Source organism: Trinickia mobilis (assembly GCF_017315705.1).
In the GTDB taxonomy this organism is placed as follows: domain Bacteria; phylum Pseudomonadota; class Gammaproteobacteria; order Burkholderiales; family Burkholderiaceae; genus Trinickia_A; species Trinickia_A mobilis.
Genome location: NZ_JAFLRF010000008.1, coordinates 178,423 through 195,762 on the forward strand (window position 1 = coordinate 178,423; position 17,340 = coordinate 195,762).

The 17,340-nt window shown below is 59.4% G+C and carries 12 protein-coding genes and 2 pseudogenes; 8 read left to right on the forward strand and 6 right to left on the reverse strand.

The annotated features are described in order from the left end of the window. The first annotated feature begins 49 nt into the window (after positions 1-49). From fusA to J3489_RS13785, 4 genes and pseudogenes are all read left to right on the forward strand, one after another. Positions 50-2,101, forward strand: coding sequence for an elongation factor G (gene fusA, locus J3489_RS13770; RefSeq protein ID WP_206998876.1), 2,052 nt, complete (start codon positions 50-52; stop codon positions 2,099-2,101). Positions 2,102-2,298: 197 nt separating this feature from the next. Continuing rightward, complete coding sequence (locus J3489_RS13775; RefSeq protein ID WP_206998878.1) at positions 2,299-3,567, forward strand: NAD(P)-binding domain-containing protein; 1,269 nt, start codon at positions 2,299-2,301, stop codon at positions 3,565-3,567. A 64-nt stretch (positions 3,568-3,631) separates the two neighbouring features. Next, on the forward strand, positions 3,632-4,516 hold the full coding sequence (locus J3489_RS13780; protein ID WP_206998880.1) for a polysaccharide deacetylase family protein: 885 nt from the start codon (positions 3,632-3,634) through the stop codon (positions 4,514-4,516). 15 nt (positions 4,517-4,531) lie between these two features. Next, a pseudogene (locus tag J3489_RS13785) lies at positions 4,532-4,708 on the forward strand (IS630 family transposase); the annotation flags it as partial. Positions 4,709-4,717: 9 nt separating this feature from the next. Here J3489_RS13785 and J3489_RS13790 read toward each other — a convergent pair. The 5 genes from J3489_RS13790 to J3489_RS13810 all read right to left on the reverse strand — a co-directional run bounded on the left by J3489_RS13790 (position 4,718) and on the right by J3489_RS13810 (position 11,382). Then, positions 4,718-5,986, reverse strand: coding sequence for a glycosyltransferase family 4 protein (locus J3489_RS13790; RefSeq protein ID WP_206998882.1), 1,269 nt, complete (start codon positions 5,984-5,986; stop codon positions 4,718-4,720). Beyond that, on the reverse strand, positions 5,961-7,211 hold the full coding sequence (locus J3489_RS13795) for a hypothetical protein (protein WP_206998884.1): 1,251 nt from the start codon (positions 7,209-7,211) through the stop codon (positions 5,961-5,963). The genes J3489_RS13790 and J3489_RS13795 overlap by 26 nt, the downstream gene beginning before the upstream one ends. After that, positions 7,202-7,585 carry a glycosyltransferase gene (locus J3489_RS13800; RefSeq protein WP_206998885.1) on the reverse strand — a complete coding sequence of 128 codons (384 nt, stop codon included), beginning with the start codon at positions 7,583-7,585 and terminating at the stop codon, positions 7,202-7,204. The genes J3489_RS13795 and J3489_RS13800 overlap by 10 nt, the downstream gene beginning before the upstream one ends. Positions 7,586-7,601: 16 nt before the next feature. After that, positions 7,602-9,872 carry a polysaccharide biosynthesis tyrosine autokinase gene (locus tag J3489_RS13805; RefSeq protein ID WP_206998887.1) on the reverse strand — a complete coding sequence of 757 codons (2,271 nt, stop codon included), beginning with the start codon at positions 9,870-9,872 and terminating at the stop codon, positions 7,602-7,604. Between the two features lie 283 nt (positions 9,873-10,155). After that, on the reverse strand, positions 10,156-11,382 hold the full coding sequence (locus tag J3489_RS13810; protein WP_206998889.1) for a carboxylate--amine ligase: 1,227 nt from the start codon (positions 11,380-11,382) through the stop codon (positions 10,156-10,158). Between the two features lie 60 nt (positions 11,383-11,442). On the opposite strand from J3489_RS13810, the pseudogene J3489_RS13815 reads away from it, so the two are divergent. From J3489_RS13815 to J3489_RS13830, 4 genes and pseudogenes are all read left to right on the forward strand, one after another. Then, positions 11,443-11,670, forward strand: a pseudogene (locus J3489_RS13815) (transposase); the annotation flags it as partial. 431 nt (positions 11,671-12,101) lie between these two features. Further along, positions 12,102-13,241: a polysaccharide biosynthesis/export family protein gene (locus J3489_RS13820; RefSeq protein ID WP_206998890.1), complete on the forward strand. Its 1,140-nt coding sequence runs from the start codon at positions 12,102-12,104 to the stop codon at positions 13,239-13,241. Between the two features lie 400 nt (positions 13,242-13,641). Beyond that, positions 13,642-14,793, forward strand: a complete 1,152-nt coding sequence (locus J3489_RS13825; protein ID WP_206998893.1) for a DUF1972 domain-containing protein — start codon at positions 13,642-13,644, stop codon at positions 14,791-14,793. Positions 14,794-14,908: 115 nt separating this feature from the next. Next, the gene (locus J3489_RS13830; protein ID WP_206998895.1) at positions 14,909-15,652 is read left to right on the forward strand and encodes a hypothetical protein; all 744 of its coding nucleotides are present in this window, start codon (positions 14,909-14,911) and stop codon (positions 15,650-15,652) included. Between the two features lie 49 nt (positions 15,653-15,701). On the opposite strand, the gene J3489_RS13835 is transcribed toward J3489_RS13830, so the two are convergent. After that, a complete protein-coding gene (locus J3489_RS13835; RefSeq protein ID WP_206998896.1) occupies positions 15,702-16,979 on the reverse strand; it encodes a lipopolysaccharide biosynthesis protein in 1,278 nt (425 codons plus the stop codon). Positions 16,980-17,340 lie beyond the last annotated feature (361 nt).

Genomic DNA, 17,340 nt, shown 5'->3' on the forward strand with positions numbered 1-17,340 from the left:
CTGTTTTCGCCAATAATGGCCCAACATCCGTTACCGGACGAGGGCAACCATGGATTACAGCCCCGCTGCCATCCGTACCATCGCCCTGGTGGGGCATGGCGGCTGCGGCAAGACATCGCTTGCCGAAGCGCTGCTCCACCAGGGCGGTTCGCTGCACGCGCCCGGCAGCGTGGAGCGCGGCACCACGGTCTGCGATTTCGACCCGCTCGAGCGCAAATACCACCACTCGCTGAACTCCGCCGTCACCCACCTGCACTACCGCGACACCCGCATCTACCTCCTCGATACCCCCGGTTATCCCGACTTTTCAGGGCTGTCGATCAGCACGCTTTCCGCCGTCGAGACTGCTGCCATTGTCATCAACGCGCAGACCGGCATCGAAATGACCACGCGGCGCATGATGGCGTGGGCAGAGAAACGCAAGCTTTGCAGAATGATCGTCGTGAACGGCATCGACGGCGAAAAGGTCGATCTCCCCGGCCTGCTCGCGCAAATCCAGGAGGCGTTCGGCAAGTCATGCCTGCCGATCAACCTGCCGGCGCAGCATGGGCGCCAAGTCGTCGATTGCTTCTTCAATCCTGCCGGCGAGGCTGATTTCCTGTCTGTCGCGACCGCGCACGATCAACTGATCGACCAGGTGATCGAGATCGATCCGGAACTGATGGAGCTTTACCTGGAACAAGGCGAGGCGATCAGCCCCGAGCAGTTGCACGAGCCTTTCGAGCGGGCGCTGCGAGAAGGTCACTTGATACCGATCTGCTTCACGTCGGCGGCCAACGGCACGGGAATCGCGGAATTGCTCGACGTGTTCGTGAGGCTCTTGCCCAATCCGATGGAAGGCAATCCGCCCCTCTTCTACCGCGATGCGGACGGCCGCCAGGAAGTCGTTCGCGCCGAACCGGACGCCGGCAAGCATGTGCTTGCCCACGTCTTCAAGATCGTCGTCGACCCGTATATCGGCAAGATGGCCGTGTTTCGCATTCATCAAGGCACGATCAAGCGCGACAGCCAGCTCTACATCGGGCTCGGACGGCAGCCGTTCCGCGTCGCGCATTTGATGCTGCTGCAGGGCAAGGATCACGTGGATGTCCCGGAGGCCGGCCCCGGCGATATCTGCGCCACAGCGAAGGTCGACGAAATCGGCTTCGATGCTGTGCTGCACGATGCGCCCGAGGACGGCGATATCCACCTGACCCCGCTCGACTTCCCCACGCCCATCTACGGCCTCGCGATCGAGCCGGCGCGCCGCGGCAACGAGCAGCGTCTATGGGAGATTCTGCAAAAGCTCGGCGCGGAAGATCCGTGCCTGCGCATCGAGCACCCGGTCGGCACGAACGAGACCGTCGTGCGGGGCTTGGGCGAGCTGCATCTGCGTCACATGCTGGAGCGCCTCGCCGATCAGTACAAGGTCGACGTCGTGACGCGGCCGCCGAAGATCGCCTATCGCGAGACCATCGGCGGCAAAGCCGAGGGCCATCACCGCCACAAGAAGCAAACGGGCGGCGCCGGGCAATTCGGCGAAGTGATGCTGCGCGTCGAGCCGCTGCCGCGCGGCGCCGGCTTCGAGTTCGTCGATGCCGTCAAGGGCGGCGCCATTCCCGGCCAATTCATTCCTGCTGTCGAAAAGGGCATTCTTCAGGTGATCGAGAGCGGACCGCTCGCGGGCTTTCCGATGCAAGACGTGCGCGTCACCGTGTTCGACGGCAAGAGCCATTCCGTCGATTCCAAGGAAGTCGCCTTCGTCACCGCTGGGCGCAAGGCCTTCATCGATGCGGTGCTGAAGGCTCAACCCATCGTGCTCGAGCCGATCGTCGATATCGAAGTGATGACCCCGGACTCGGCCATGGGCGACATCATCGGCGATTTGTCGTCAAAGCGCGGGCAAGTGCATGGCACGCGTAACGTCGCCGGCAACGCAGTGGTCGTGGCAGGCCAAGTGCCGCTCTCGGAACTCAACGACTATCAGTCGCGGCTGAACGCGATCGCCGGGGGGCATGGCAACTACAGCATTCAGCTCAGTCATTACGATCCGGTGCCGCCATCCCAGCAGGAGAAGCTGGCGTCGCAGCACAAGAAACAGGGGGATGCTGCGGCGCAATGAGCGGCCTGTAGTACGGGCCGCGCGTCCTGCAACCGGATAGGCGCGATTTGCCACGATCCGCGCCGGTGATAGACGACGGGCCGTCTTTCTATTTCGAACCGCATTGTGCGCCTACGTACCGATGGCGCTCCAATGGGTGCATAGACTCGGTTATGCAGCGAGCGGCCCAATCTTTTATCCACTGAGCGGAGAAATCAATGTCCTTGACCGACACCGCGATCATTGGCGCTGGACCCTATGGCTTGTCCCTTGCAACACATCTGAAAGCGTCAGGCATACCCCATCAGATCTTCGGGCACCCAATGCACGCCTGGAGGGATTTCATGCCGCCTGGAATGATCATGCGGTCGGAGGCGTTTGCTTCGAGCCTCTATGCACCGCAACGTGGCTATACGGTCGAGGACTATTGCCGTCTCAAGGGTATTCCGTTTCAGCGGGTGGGTATGGCGCTTCCGCTTGAAACCTTCGTGGATTACGCGCTTTGGTTTCAGTCGAACCTGATTGGCGATGTCCGCGCGGTCGATGTCGTCGACATGCAGCGCACAAAGGGGCTCTTTCACCTGAAGCTGAGCGACGGCGGCGCCTTGACGGCCCGCACAGTGGTAATCGCCTTGGGTCTCAAAGGCTTCGAGCAAACACCTCCTGTCCTGCAGGGCCTGCCTGGACGCTATGTGTCTCATTCCGTCGCGTACGGCAACCTGACATGGGCGCAAGATCGAGATATCGCAATTGTGGGTGGCGGTCAGTCGGCGCTGGGGCTGGCTGCGTTGCTGAACGAACTGGGGGCGCGCGTTCACGTGCTAGTGCGCGATGCGAGCGTGCGCTGGCTCGAGAGGCCGGACGCGTCGCGCGGGCTGATATCGAGGTTGCTGAGTCCCGATGCGGGTCTTGGTCGCGGTTGGGCGTGCCACGTCCTGTCGGAATTTCCGCAGATTTTCCACTTGTTGGACGATCGGCGCCGCAGGCGAATCATCGAAAAGTCGTTCGGTCCGTCTGGCGCCTGGTGGCTACGCGATCGGGTGGTCGATAAGGTCAGGATTTCGTTTCGCACCGAGGTTCGCCATGCCGCGATCAACGACGATCGAGTCGTCTTGCGCGTGAGGAGCGGGCATGACGAATCCTATGTCACGGCCGATCATGTCATTGCCGCCACGGGCTTCAAGACCGATATGAGGCTACACCGCTTCCTGTCGAAAGAAATCGTGGAGGCGATCTCGCGCAAAGACGGCTTGCCGGATCTGACGCAAAATTTCGAGACGAACGTTCGCGGCCTGTACGTGATCGGACCGGCTACGGCGCACAGGTTCGGTCCTGTCATGCGGTTCGTCTATGGCGCGAAGCATGCCGCCCCGCGCGTGGCGCGGCACATCGGCAGTTCGGTGAGCGCGGATAGCAGGGACGGCGTTCGGTCCGCCGCCGAATCTCCCATTGCCGAGGTAACGAATCAGCAAAGCGGCACGTTGTAGGAGATCTCCGTGGTCGAGACGATTTGCATTTGCCTCTCGGCACTGCGACGAGTTGGGGGACGACATGGTATCGCCTAAGGAGATAATCCAAGAGGCCGTTGCCGCATTGGTCATCGCGACGGGCATTGCCCGCGCAGCGCGCGCATGGCTATGGCGCGATCGCGTCGCAATCCTTCTCTACCACGATCCCGACCCCACGACGCTGGACCGGCATCTCGGGTATCTCCGCGGCATCTGCGACCTTGTGCCGCTCGAGGACATCACTTTGCCCGGTGCGGGACGGCCCCGCGCAGTCATTACGCTCGATGACGGACACGAGGGCAACGCAAAGCTGTTGCCGGTTTTCGTCAAGCACCAGGTGCGCCCTACGATTTTCCTGTGCAGCGGCATCGTCGGCCGTCCGCGCACCCATTGGTGGTTGCACCCGGGCGCGATGGAGGCAGGCATCGAGCGCCTGAAGCGGCTGACGAACGGGCAGCGCCTCGCCGAGCTGGAGGCGTACGGCTATCGCCAGGATGAGGACGATCGTGCGACCGGCCTGAGCATCGAGCAACTGGAAGCGATGCGCCCATATGTAGACTTTCAGGCACATTCGCGCTTTCATCCTGTGCTGACCCGCTGCACCGATACCGAATGTGAAGATGAGATCGCCACCAGCAACCATGAAATCGAGGCGCTGGTGCGCAACCCTTGCACGCACTTCGCCTATCCCAACGGCAATTACGGCGACCGGGAAGTCGAACTCGTGAAAGCCGCGGGTTACAAGAGTGCACGCACGTGCGACATCGGCTGGAACGATCGCTCGAGCGACCCGTTCCGCCTGAGGACGATCATCATCGATGACAGTGGGTCGACCCGGTGGTTCGCCGCGCAATTAACGGGCATTCCATTGTTCTTTCGCTACCTGCGCCAAGGCGGCGGGTGGGCGGGCCGGTTCCCGCAGTTCTGACTGTCCCGGCCGGCGAACCCGTTGCGACGTGCGGTCTTCCGCTCGATCCCTGAGTTAGTCCGCACGATCGAACCGTACGTGGAGAAGCACACTCGTCATCCAAAACCATTCATTTGGACTGCAAAAGCTTCCGACATCCTGACCAAAGTCACGCGTGCCAGGATCAAGCTGAATAAGATGCAATACCTTTGACGCGGACCCCTAGTACGCAGAAAGCGAATCATAGAGAGCCCGAATGCGGCGATAGTGAACGTCGGCCGAGAACTGCCGTTCGACCTTGCTGCGAGCCGCGTTCCCCATCTCGCTCTTCGCGCGTTGCGCCCAGACCATCCTGACAAATAGGCTAAGCGAATCCGCGTCTTTCGGCTCGAAGATATAGCCGTCTTGGCCATGCTCGATCAGCTCCGGGACGCCGCCGATCCGCGCGCCGATCACCGGCCGACCCAACGCGAAGGTCTCCAGGATCGACATCGGGCAATTTTCATACGCCTCTGCCGGCAAAATCGACGCGACAGCGCCTGCCACGAGGGCGTAAAGCTCGCTTCCCCGTTTGAACCCGACGAACCGGATGTTCGCGCTGTCCGTTGCCAAGGTTCGCGCCTGCGCGAGGAATCCGCCTTCGCCGACGACAATGAGCGGAATGTCGGGCAACCGCCTGAAGGCCTCGAGCAACGTGCCGATTCCCTTTGATTGCTCGATCCGTCCGAAGTAGACGAAGTAGCGGCCTGCTTCCTCCTGGCGGGCGAACCGCGTCACATCGATGAAGTTGGGCACGACCGAAATCTTTTGCGAATCGATGCCATTCTCCTTCATCTTTTCCGCAAAGAAACGACTGACCGCTACGAACCTGTCGATCGCGTCGACACTTCCGAGCCATCTGGAGACGTAGGATTCGGACATGGATATCGCACTACGCAGGTAGGAGCCTCGATTGCATCGATGAACCAGCGCCCGCCAATATTCCTTGCCGTGACATGCTTCGCAAGGCTCCCCGCCGCGACTGCATGTATAGACCGGGCAGATCAGCTTGTAATCATGCACCGTTTGCACAATCGGAATCCTCGCGTCCTTGAGAACGGGAAGAATCGATGAGGTCAGCTTTCCGTAATAGATATGCAGATGTGCAACGTCGAACCTGTTTCTCGACACAAGCTCTTTGAGATTCTTCCTCGCTGCGCTGGAGTAGTGATATCGCACGACGTCCAACGCGGACGGCGATTCGAAATTCGCGCCGATGGGGAAAAAAGATGTCCAATCGGAGGGCAAGTCCCTTTCACTGCGCGCGCAGAACGGGACGACCGAATTCCCGTGCTGGGCCAGCAGTTCGCCCAGCGACAGAAAGTAGCTGTCGGAGCCGCCTCTGACGAAGTGATTTTGCGAAACGTTCAGGATGCTCAATCGGCTTTCCATGTTCGCAATTGCTCCGTCCTTTTTTGCAGGAAGCTCAACTGAATTGCGCCGGGTCGACAACCTGGCCATGATTCAGACGTCTTTGGGCGCTGACTAGCGCCCCGGCCGTGAAATAGAAGAACGACATCACAAGGAAGTTGTTGATGAGGTTGTCGGAAAAAAAGTAGATGCACAAAAAGATGACTGGAACGGAGATGAACCTCGCAACGGTTCTTTTGAGAATCATCACGTTCATCGCCACGAAGCAGCAGAGCAGGCCTGGCCCAAGCTCGAAAAGGAAGCGGATGTAGTCGTTGTGCGGAAGCAATCCCTCGTCGGTCATCTGCAAGCTCGCGGTAACGCCGAAGCCGAACAATTGGTGGATCGGCGAGCCGTCGGCGTATAACCCCAACAGGTTTATCCAGTGCTTTAGGCGGAAGATCAGAGAAATGTCGCTCGTTCCCGTCGCTTCGTAGATCTGCGCGTAATCCATCTTGCCGAGGCCCCAGATGCCGCCCGACTCGGCCAGCACTTTGCCGAGCGTGTGCCAGGACGTGGCAGCGCGCGACAGGATCTCCAGATCGTCCCCCAACCAGTAATACAGCCCGGCTGCGAGTGCGCCCACTACCACGGTGCCGACCAGGTTGAAGCCGAAATACGCAAGATAGATGGCCGCCGCCAGCGCCACCAGGGCGCCCACCGTCTTGAACGCGAGCACGCAGACGACCAGGTAGCCCGCGATCAGCCAGCGTCGTGCGTCGATCAGCATCAACGCCCACGATGTGACCACCGTGAATGCGACGGCGTTGTTACGGTTGGCGAAGAACGAAAGCGCGGCCTGATCGAATTCGCCGATGTCCCGGCCACCATAGAGAGCGACGAGCGCACTCAGCACGGGCAAGGCGACGAAAAGGCTCGCGAGCAGGAAACCCGGCATGCGTTCAAAAAAGCTTTCGTCCGTCGTCTCGCCCGCAAGGTAGAAGAGGAAGATGGAAACGATCTTGACGTTTTCGCTGAATTGCTCCTGCCCGACATTGACTATCGCGTTTGCGGCTGCAAAAACCGCTACGAAAAAGAGCAGAACGCGCGATCGACCGTCGAGCCGGCGCATCCTCGCAAGCAGGTACATGCCGATTCTCAGGATGAACAGCAAGGCAAAGCCGTTCGACAGTTGCTTCAGCGCGTCGCCTTCGCCTGTATGTGCCCAGAGCAAGAGAATCAGAACATATCCGGCCTCCCATCGCAGGAAAGCCCGATAGGAAAAGCGGCTCTGCGCCTGATCGACCTCCGCGATTCTTACATCCATTCGACACCCCGCGATGTCGGCCGGCCGCTACGCCGATGCATCGCGGTCGGATGCCCGAAACATGTTCCGAACAGCCGGCACGCCTTGCACATGAGATCGCTGCAAGGAAAACGTACGCACCGGCGCGCCGGTACGGACACCGCTCCGAACTTGACCGACACGCCGCCGCAGGCGATCAGGGCCGGGTCGCGCCGCAACGCGGCGAGCTGGATTCGAAAACGATCCGGATACGCGATGTCGTCCGCGTCCATTCGGGCGATGAACTCACCGCGCGCGTTCTCCAGGCCGAAGTTCAATACGGCGACTCGTCGGTTGAGCGGCTCATCGCTTTCGTTCTCCCCTTCGGGTCTCGTCAGTCGCGCAATGGGCGCCATCGAACTCGCGCGCGGATTAACGCTGATCCGAATCGTACCGATATGCGACATATGCCTGTGTGCCGTAGCGCCGCGCAAGCGCGTAATTGCTGTTGTGCACCCTCACGCCGTTGAGCAAAATGCCGCTGATGCGCGCGCCCGAGCGAGTGAGCCGCTTGACCGATGCGTCGAGCTCGCCGACAAGCGTCTCGGCAAAATGCGCCACGAGGAAGATGGAACCCGCGACGGGCGCCATTACGCCGGCATCGGAAATCGCGAGCACCGCGGGCGCGTCGATCAAGACGACGTCATACGCGCGCGATGCCTGTGCGACGATCTCCTTGAAGCGTTCGCTCATCAACAGGTCCGCTGCGTCGGGCGGGTAGACGCCTGTCTGAAGCAGGTCGAGATTGGACGCCACGCCTTTCGTTATCGCCTCGTCTAACGGCATGACGTTCGACAACACGTCACTGAAGCCTGCCGCCCGAGTCGCGCCGAAATGCCGGTAGAGCTCCCCCTTGCGCAGATCCCCGTCGATCAGAAGGACTCGCTTGCCGCCCGACGCGAGCACGGTCGCCAGGTTTGCCGACAAAAAGGATTTGCCGATTCCGGGCAGAGGCCCTGCCAGCATGACGACGTTATTCGGAGATGCGGCCATGAGCAATTGAAGCGCGGGGCGGAACATGCGCAAGCTCTCCACCGCCGGGTCCCTCGGACAAGCGACTGCCAGCGGAAGTTGCTGAGGCAGGCCGCTATCGGCTCTGCGCATAATTTCTGTTTGCTTCTTGCTCAACGGAATCGTCGCGTAGACATTGAGTCCTGTCGACGACTCGATATCGTCGGTGTCGGTCACCCCGCGAAGCAACCTGTCCCGAACCACGGCCCAGCCTCCTCCAAGAGCGAGGCCGATTGCGAGCGAGGCCAACATCACCATCCACTTCACAGGCCAGACGGGCCGCTTGGGCACCTCGACCGGGTCGATGATTTCCGCTGTGCCTGCCTTGCCGGCGCTGACGAGCCGCATTTCTTCCTCGTACTTGCGCATGGCCAGATACAGATCGGTATTGCCTTTTACCTTGCGCAGCAATTCGAGCGCTCCCTGCTCGTCCTTAGGCATGGCCCGCACACGGCTTTTCAGCTTGTCGATCTCTCGCTCGGTGGCCTCGATCTGTTGGTCCACGGCTACGACGTTCGGGTTCGTTTCCGAAAGCGTTGCCGAAAACTCGCGGCGCTTGCGCTGGAGCGCGAGAAGGTCGCTACTGTTGTCGGCTATCTGTTGGACTAATAGCTGCTCCTCCTGATTGATGTCGAGCAGTCCTTTCTGATCCCGATAGCTGTTATAGGCCGACTCTGCTGCCTGGACCTTGTTTTCCATCTCGGGTATGGCTTTGCTGAGGTACGACAGCGAATCTTCCGCGAGCTTGGCCTTGCGATCCTTATTCCAGGCAATGTATCGATCTACGATCGCTTTGACCGTCTCGGCCAGTACGGCAGGATCGTACCCGCGAAGTGACGCTTTGATGACATTCGATCTCGTGCCTTGCTCGACGACCTTGAGGTCACGCCGCAACTCGTCGACCAACCGTTGCTCCGATTCCCGAGTGATCGTGAATTCGCCCCCGGGGTTGCTATCGATGGAGGTGACCAGAAGGCTCAGTGGGCCATCTGTCGACTCGAAGCGCTCCTGCACGCCGATCCGGCCGTTAGCCGACTTCAGTCCGCTACCGCTTAGCTCATAGCGACCATTGCCGGCGAAGCGCAGGACAAACGGCTCGCGCAGGAGCTTCTCTGGAACTTCGAAGCTATCGACCTCGATTTTTTCGCGACCCCAGACGTAACCGCCGAGCCCGAAGACGCCAGGCGAGGAAAGGCCGTCGCTATGACGAGCGATAAAGGCGCCAATGAGCGGAAAGTAGAGGGGCCGGGCCTCGATATAAAGCTTTTTATCCGAAACCGCTTCTGAAACGATATTGCGCGAGCCGATAATCTGGATTTCGCTTTCAGCCGACGATCTTTCGTTGAGCGCAGGCGCCACGTAGTAGCTCAATGCATCTGCCGCGATTGGCGGAGTCATATCGGTTGCATCGGCGACCTTGATGAGCGCGTCCGCTTTGTACATCGGCGGACTGAGAAAAGCATATCCGCAGCCGATCAGCAGGGCGATCGCCGTCGTCGCCGCAATCAGCTTTTTGTGATCGAGTAGCGAATCGATGACCGTGACCAGGTCACCACCCTCGGCGAGCGGACGGGGTCTTGAATGCATGTCGTCTTTTGATCCCATAATGTGAAACTCATCAGGAGATGACATCGATGGCGCCATCCGCCGTCTGGTTCTGATTGACGGCTTGGCGAACCACGATTCAAGAGCCGCTGACGCGGGTTCACGATGTCACGTGAAATCAACTGATGAACTCAGCTCTCATTCATGTACTCTATCCCCCGCAGCGGCGAACCTATGCGCGAAAGGGCACGTTAATCGCAGATAGTCGAACGTTCGTCCCACGGCCGGATCCCGGCGCCTACGAATTGGCGATCCGCTCGATCGTGCTATCGATTCAAGAGGCATCCGCCGTTCGCGCGTTCACCGTTCGCTACTGCGTGGACCCTTCGCATTCAGCGGCCTCGTTGAGACTTGCGTTGCCATCGCGCTCCTGATTTCTTTTATGCCAGCGCCGGATGATGCGACGTAGCGGATGATCCAGACAATAGAACTTCAAGGCGGGTAGCGGATCGTTCCAACGAAAGTAGCCATCGACCACCTTCGTATGCGCCGTCAGCAGCGCACGCGGGGCCCTGTCGATAAAGGTCGCGCGCCACGCGGCGGGTACGCGCCCCGATCCGTCGTGAACGACGGGCAGACCCAGTTCGTACCTGTATGCCGCAACAGGAAGGTTGACTCCGCACAACGTGGCGATTTCCTCCTGCCAATCCGTTCTTCCGACTGTCGGCTCAACCATGAAAAACGCCTTGCGATTTTCATCCCATTTGTATTCCATGCTGCCCATGCCGTCGAAGCCCGCCCGTTCGGCAAAGGCCAATGTCAACGGCTCGAGCGCTTCACGGGCCTCCGGCGCAGCGATGCAAACCGCCGTGCTGCCCACATCGCGGGGGTAGCATGCGATCTTGCGCCCCGTGAAGACACCTGCGATATGCCCGTCGGCTCCGCGGTAAAAGAGCGTGAAGTAGATATTGCTTTCGGGGCCTTCGATCCATTCTTGCGCCACGATGCCCCCCGGCGTTCCAAGCATCGCGCTCGCGTGCGCTCGCGCATCGCGCAACGAGCCGACGCGCACGGCTCGCTCCTTTTGCCCGCTCAACACGTTACGTTTGTCGTCCGGCTTCAGCACGCACGGAAAGCGCAGTTGATCCAAGAGACCGATGTCGGATCGGCTCTCCAGGATGGCGGTGCGCGGAACCGGGAAGTCGTGCCGCAAGGCGAAATCGTGAAATTGCGCCTTGCTGCTCAAGAGCTTCACCTTTTCGTCAGTGGGCAGACGAAAGCGGAACCATTTCGAGAGCTCGTCGCGATTTTCCGAAACCGAGCGAACGGCCTCCTCGGCGGTCAGCAAGAGCACCGGGGGATGCTCGAATTCCTTGCCGAGCCGGATCATGTCGTCGACGAATTCCCGTCCGATAAAACTTCTGAACAAACGGCTTTTTGCGTGACGTGACCAAAGCGCCGCCCTGCTGCTTGCGGTGTCGACCGCGATGATCGGAACCCGCTCCCGAGCCATGGACCGGACGACACCAAGCCCGTTGAGCTCGCTGCCGATGACAACCGCTGCCACTTTTTCGTCGGCATGGTGCGCGCTTGCCATAAGTTTGATTCCTTGTTCGTTACTTCACCGGTAGAACGCCAAGGCAAATACGGGCGCATCCTTCACGAACGCAATATCCCCGCCAGCGTTGCGCGGCGTGGTCACCCGCACGGCAATGGCCTTGGAAAAGTCCGTTGGGTCGTCGAACGTACGCATGCTTGGCTGCATCATTTCCGCCGTCTACGTATTCGCTTCGAGCGTCGCGCCGACATTCACGAAGCCCTTCTCAAACTCGGCTGTTGTTCGATCTGCTGGAACACCCTTCAGCGAGCTCAAGCGTCTTTATGAAACCGTCTCTTTGTGCAAGCGAGTCTAGGCTGCAGCTTATGTGTCATCTGTACGTTGGGCAACAATCCAAAACGAGCCAATCAACGCCGGCGCCTCGGAAGCGAGTGCATCGATCGATTTACGGAACGCTGCCATCAGTTTAGTAAAGCGCTTTGCCGACGGGCCAGTTAATGGTTGCTCGGGTGTGCAAGCGTACGTTACGTATGTGGCCGCGTAATTAACATTGGAATTGCTTATTTAAGCCGCAAGTGCGAACGGAAAAAGTCGAAGCGCCGCGAAGTTGTCGTTGCCAGTCGGGCATTCGTTGAAGCAATAGATCGTGGAACCTGGGGAGCTGTCATGGGTGCCGCGAGCCAAGGCGAGATGCGCTGGCAGTGCGGAATGCGCGAGGAAACGACGAGCTTTGCGGGAACAACACAGGGGATTACATCATGGGCTTCTCACATCTCGGCACTCGCGCGCTTTTGCTCATTACGCTGACGGGCTGGCTTTCGGCCTGTTCGATTGTGCCGGGCCAGCGCATGGTGACGCCGCCCACGCTCGATGAAACGGGAGGCGAGTACAGCACCGAAACGCAGCAGAAGGTGCAGATACCGATCACCGACATCAATCTCGCGTTGATTCGCCAGATGAACGGGCAGGCGATCCGGGAGCCGCTTGCGCCGCTATTGCAGGGCCTTTTCGGCAGCCCCGCTCCTTATAGGGTTGCCCCGGGCGACGTCCTGCAGATCACCGTCTGGGATCACCCGGAGCTCGCGGCGGCACTCGGCCAGCCCGCGCAGACGACGCGCGATGCCGATGCCCCGCCCGGTTTTCTCGTTGACGAAGCGGGCAACCTGCAATTTCCCTATGCGGGCACGATGCACGTTGCCGGCGACACGGTCGAGCAGGTCCAGCGCAAGGTCGTCTCGCGCATCGGCAAGGTATACAGGAATCCCGAGGTGACCGTGCGCGTGGCGTCGTTCCGTTCATCGCAGGTCTACCTCGATGGGGAGGTCGGCAAGCCGGGCGCGCAGCAGATCAACGACATTCCGATGACGCTCACGCAGGCGATCGGCCGCGCCGGCGGCTTCACGGGCAACGCGGATCAGAGCCAGGTGACACTCGTGCGCGGCGGCGTCAGCTACCCGATCAACTTCAACGCGCTCGTGAAGTCGGGGCATAGCCCGAACGACATTCTGCTGAAGCCGGGCGACATGGTGCGCGTGGGCTCGCGAGACGAGAACGGCGTCTACGTGATGGGCGAGGTGAACAAGCCGGCCACCGCCATGCCGATGAGGAACGGCAAGCTCACGCTCGCCGAGGCCTTGTCGCAAGCGGGCAGCCTGAATCCGAATACGGCCGAGGCCAAGCAGCTGTTCGTCATCCGCGATTCGACGGGCAGCAATCCGCAGATCTATCACCTCGACGCAACATCGCCTGTATCGATGATCCTCGCCAATCAATTCGACCTGCAGCCGAAGGACATCGTCTACGTCGATAACGGCGCTCTGGTCAAGTTCAATCGCGTGCTGAACCTGTTCCTGCCCGCCATCAATGCGGGACTTACTGCGGCCATAGTGACGAAATGATCAAGCGCATTGTCGAGCCCCTTTGTCTTCAACCCGATTTATGCAACGAATCCTACGATGGGCTATAAAAACAGACGATATCGCGCGAGTCGCTACGAATGTTCTATAGCGAACACAAAAAGTACTTTGACGCTCTTACGATGACACGATGGCGTTTTCCACGAACACCGATTTCATTCAGCGTCTAGGCGGAATATAAAACGCAAGCGCATCTAACGGGGTCCCGTCTTGAGAAGTTCCGCGGAATTGTCTGCGGAAAAGTGCTGCATCCAATCACGTCGTTGGCATTTTGATTGGTTAGATCTATCGCATGAGATATCGATTCGCGGGTTCGATCTTAATCATAATAATAGTTAGGTATCCAAATAAACATAATATTTAAAGACGAGAGGGGAACGGGATGAACAAGAAGAAGTTTCTCGCGATTCTTGGTACACGTGGGATCCCTGCTCGACACGGCGGCTTCGAGACGTTTGCCGAGCGGCTAGCCATTCATCTCACGCAGCGGGGCTGGAAAGTCGTCGTATATTGCCAAGGCGACAAGACAGTGCGACATCGAATCGATGATACGTGGCATGGTGTCGATCGAATCATCTTGCCGGTGAAACGGGAGGGCGCACCTGCCACGCTCGAGTTCGACTGGGCCTGCGTAAGGGATGTCGTCAAGATGCGCCCAGGGGTTGCGTTGACGCTCGGCTACAACACGGCAATCTTTTGCGTTTGGGTGAGACTGCTCGGCGTGCCGAACCTGATCAACATGGATGGCCTCGAATGGCGGCGCGATAAGTGGCGCACACACGAGCGAGCCTGGTTATGGCTTAATGAACGAATTGGCTGCTGGATCGGCGAGCATCTCATAGCGGATCATCCGGCAATCGCCGACCATCTTGCAACGCGCGTGTCACGCGAGAAAATCTCGATGATCGCGTACGGGGCAGAGGCCGTTTCAAACGCTCAAGATGAACCATTGACCCATTTCGGATTGGCTCCGGACCACTACGGAATTGTCATCGGCCGACCCGAGCCGGAGAATTCGATATTGGAGGTCGTGCAAGCGTTCTCACAACGAACGCGCCATGCCAAACTCGTCGTGCTTGGAAACTTCGACCCGAAGCGCACCTATCATCGCGACGTGATGGACTCGGCAAGCGAAGAAGTCATCTTTCCGGGAGCAATCTACGATGCCGGAACCGTGCGATCGTTGAGATATCATGCGCGGTTCTATCTTCACGGACACAAGGTCGGCGGGACGAATCCGTCGCTCGTAGAAGCACTGGGCGCAGGCAATGCGATCATCGCGCACGACAACGTCTTTAATAGATGGGTGGCCGGCATCGGCGGACGCTACTTTTCGTCGCAGTCGGAATGCGAAAGTCATATTACCCACGTCCTGGGCGACGATGACACCGTCTTGAAGATGCGTGCGAGCAGCGTCCAGCGGTTTGCGAGCGCCTTTCAGTGGGGAAGCATACTGGATCGGTATGAGGTTTTGCTGGAGAAGTACTGTGAAGCTGAGCGCGATAGAAAATCCGTGCTGCAAGGGCGGTTCTGAGCGGCAAGTTCCCTGGCGCAACGTAACGTGGTGACCGCGCATGTTTTCTTGGCACATTCAGACGAAGAACATTGGAAAAATCCGCGGCGGCTTCGTCATTGCAGGAGCAGCAGGCTTGATGCTCGTAGTCGGCAGCGCCGCATCGGCTAACGGCGAGCAAGCGCCATTGCGGTTCTCCATCGGAGAAGCAGCACTGGCAATGAAGGGCCCGCACGAGGCCAAGCCCTACGGAGTGCCGACTTCGTATCGTTGGCAGGCACGGCCGTTCGTTGAGGCGGGAAGCCACCCGCCCGCCGGCTTTCGGGCGATTACCGGATGGGGGCAAATTTTCCGGGCGAGCGGCACAGACCCGGTCAGCCTCGACGTATCGATCAGAAACCTCAGAACATACATTCTTCTGCCCTCCGGGAAACTCGAGCTCATTCAGTCCTCGAGTTCGCTGGACGGCGCCCAATTCAATCCCGACTATCGGAATAACGCCAACACCCCGGCCGACATCCGCAGCGACGCGGACGGGGATACATCGGTTTCGACGAATCCGTTCGCCGTTTTTCACTTTTGGCCCTCTTCCGGCAGGGCGACGTTCGAACCAGGAACGGTGCGTGGAGTCGTCGTGGCAGTAGAAGCGAAGATCAATACGAAGAGCGGACAACCGGTTGCGGACGTGAATCACAGGCTGATTCTGTCGGTAGGCGCGGACTATTGGGTTGCACCGGATTCGCGGTGGGACAACTACACCACCAACATCGGCGTGGCCATGGGGCGCTTCGAGTACCTCGGAACCGAATGGAAATGCTTCACGATGACGACGATCACCGATCACGAGGCGTCGATTCTCTCCACTCAGCTTTTGTGCTAAGGCCTGATCACGCTGATAACGGGCCCTACGGCTTGCCTCGCTTCACGTTTCAGCCGTTCGACTCGGGACGCGAATTCGGCGTGGGCAAGCTGGGAAGCTTGCTCGCTCGAGTCAATGGCCAGCCATAAACGCCACACCAGAAAAGCACTATCGCCAACGCCGTCGCGGCAGGTGGCGCGAACATGATTGCCTCTTGCGGCACGAGGAACGGCGAAGCAGCGATCGCGGCTACAGTCAGGCCCTGTTTAATGAGGATCAGCAGATACCGGCGACCCGCAATGAGCCAGGTGGAAAGCCCGGCATCCGCGAACGTGACGATGGAGCAGCCCGTCGCGAAGATCATGACGGGCGCTCCAGCCTCGAAGCTCGCTCCGTAGATCTTCAAGAATGCCTCGCGACCTATTGCGACGCTGCCGATGAACCCGAAAGTCGCGAGTAACCCCAAAGAGAAGCTAAGCTTAAGCGCCTTCGCGCGCAACTCTGTCTCGTTTCTCGCACCGAATACCATGCTGGGGGCGAGCGCCAACGCCAGGGCCACGCCAACCCAGTTCCATTGCTCAACCAACGCCGCCGCCGCTGAATATATTCCCAGATCGGTCTTCGACATCAGCGCGGCGAGCAGAATGCGGTCCAGCTTTACGGTCAGCATGCTTACGGCCATCGCCGGCCAAAACTTGACTCCGCGCGTGACAATTGCTCGCGTCAACGTTTCGTCGCCGAGGAACGATTTCGGTGCACGAAAAGCGAGTTTGAAATAGCGACTGAGCGGGCCGGCTGTCGCAATGAAGCCTTCGATCGGCCATGCAAATGAAGCGATGACGGCTCCGGCCGACAGATGCGCCGTCGCCAGAAGCCAGAGCACTCTGGCGCTGCTCGCCAACGTTTTTGCGCGAGTCACGACCCATGGCCGTTTCTCCGAATAAGCCATCAGGCCGCCGAGCGATAAAGGTTCTGCGATAAGCAGCATTGCCGCAACGAGCGTAAAATCCGCGCTCGCTTGCGTCATCAAGGCCCATGCTAGGGAAACGAAAACGAGCATCACCACAAGCGTCGAAACGAGCCGCAGGCGGAAGGCCCTGTAAAGCACGAGATGACGCAGACGCGGATGCTTTCCGAGAATGGGGGCGACCGCGTCCGAGCTAAACACCATCGCGACGCCTCCGACTACGTACGCGAGCGACAGCGCAAATTGCAGCTCGCCGAACAGTCGTGCCCCGTAGACGCTCGTAAAGAGGTGGTTGCTGGCGACGGATGCGATCGCACCCACTAGCTTTTCGCAGACAAGCCCGGCAACCGAAGAAAGCAAAAGTCGACCGAATGATTTCAAAATCGTCTCTTCAGTTGTCGGGGGGCGAAGATGTATGGCGCGCGCATTTCTTGTTTCAATCGGGGCCCGGTGAATGTGCGCGTGTTCAAGCAAAAACTCGGCGCTTCGGATGCACAAGATCGAATGCGACTTACGCGTTCGCAACGGTCGGAATTCACTTCATTTCCGAGCTGCGCAATTCTCGCGTCGCCTACCTAATAGGTGGGCGGTGCAGGTTCAGGCTATGCGGCATGTTTTTAGACTCTTGCACGCCAACGTACACGATTGGATGATCGTTGATCCGTGCGGGATCGCACGCATACCCGGTTTTTCACGCTGCGGTTTGCGCGGTGCGCCCGCCCTTTCGGGCGTTCGTGAAGAT

What these genes read in the sequence shown, in the direction of transcription:
- fusA (WP_206998876.1), top strand. Translation starts at nt 50, where the DNA reads ATGGATTACAGCCCCGCTGCCATCCGTACCATCGCCCTGGTGGGGCAT.
- J3489_RS13775 (WP_206998878.1), top strand. Translation starts at nt 2,299, where the DNA reads ATGTCCTTGACCGACACCGCGATCATTGGCGCTGGACCCTATGGCTTG.
- J3489_RS13780 (WP_206998880.1), top strand. Translation starts at nt 3,632, where the DNA reads ATGGTATCGCCTAAGGAGATAATCCAAGAGGCCGTTGCCGCATTGGTC.
- J3489_RS13795 (WP_206998884.1), bottom strand. Translation starts at nt 7,211, where the DNA reads ATGGATGTAAGAATCGCGGAGGTCGATCAGGCGCAGAGCCGCTTTTCC.
- J3489_RS13800 (WP_206998885.1), bottom strand. Translation starts at nt 7,585, where the DNA reads ATGGCGCCCATTGCGCGACTGACGAGACCCGAAGGGGAGAACGAAAGC.
- J3489_RS13805 (WP_206998887.1), bottom strand. Translation starts at nt 9,872, where the DNA reads ATGTCATCTCCTGATGAGTTTCACATTATGGGATCAAAAGACGACATG.
- J3489_RS13810 (WP_206998889.1), bottom strand. Translation starts at nt 11,382, where the DNA reads ATGGCAAGCGCGCACCATGCCGACGAAAAAGTGGCAGCGGTTGTCATC.
- J3489_RS13820 (WP_206998890.1), top strand. Translation starts at nt 12,102, where the DNA reads ATGGGCTTCTCACATCTCGGCACTCGCGCGCTTTTGCTCATTACGCTG.
- J3489_RS13825 (WP_206998893.1), top strand. Translation starts at nt 13,642, where the DNA reads ATGAACAAGAAGAAGTTTCTCGCGATTCTTGGTACACGTGGGATCCCT.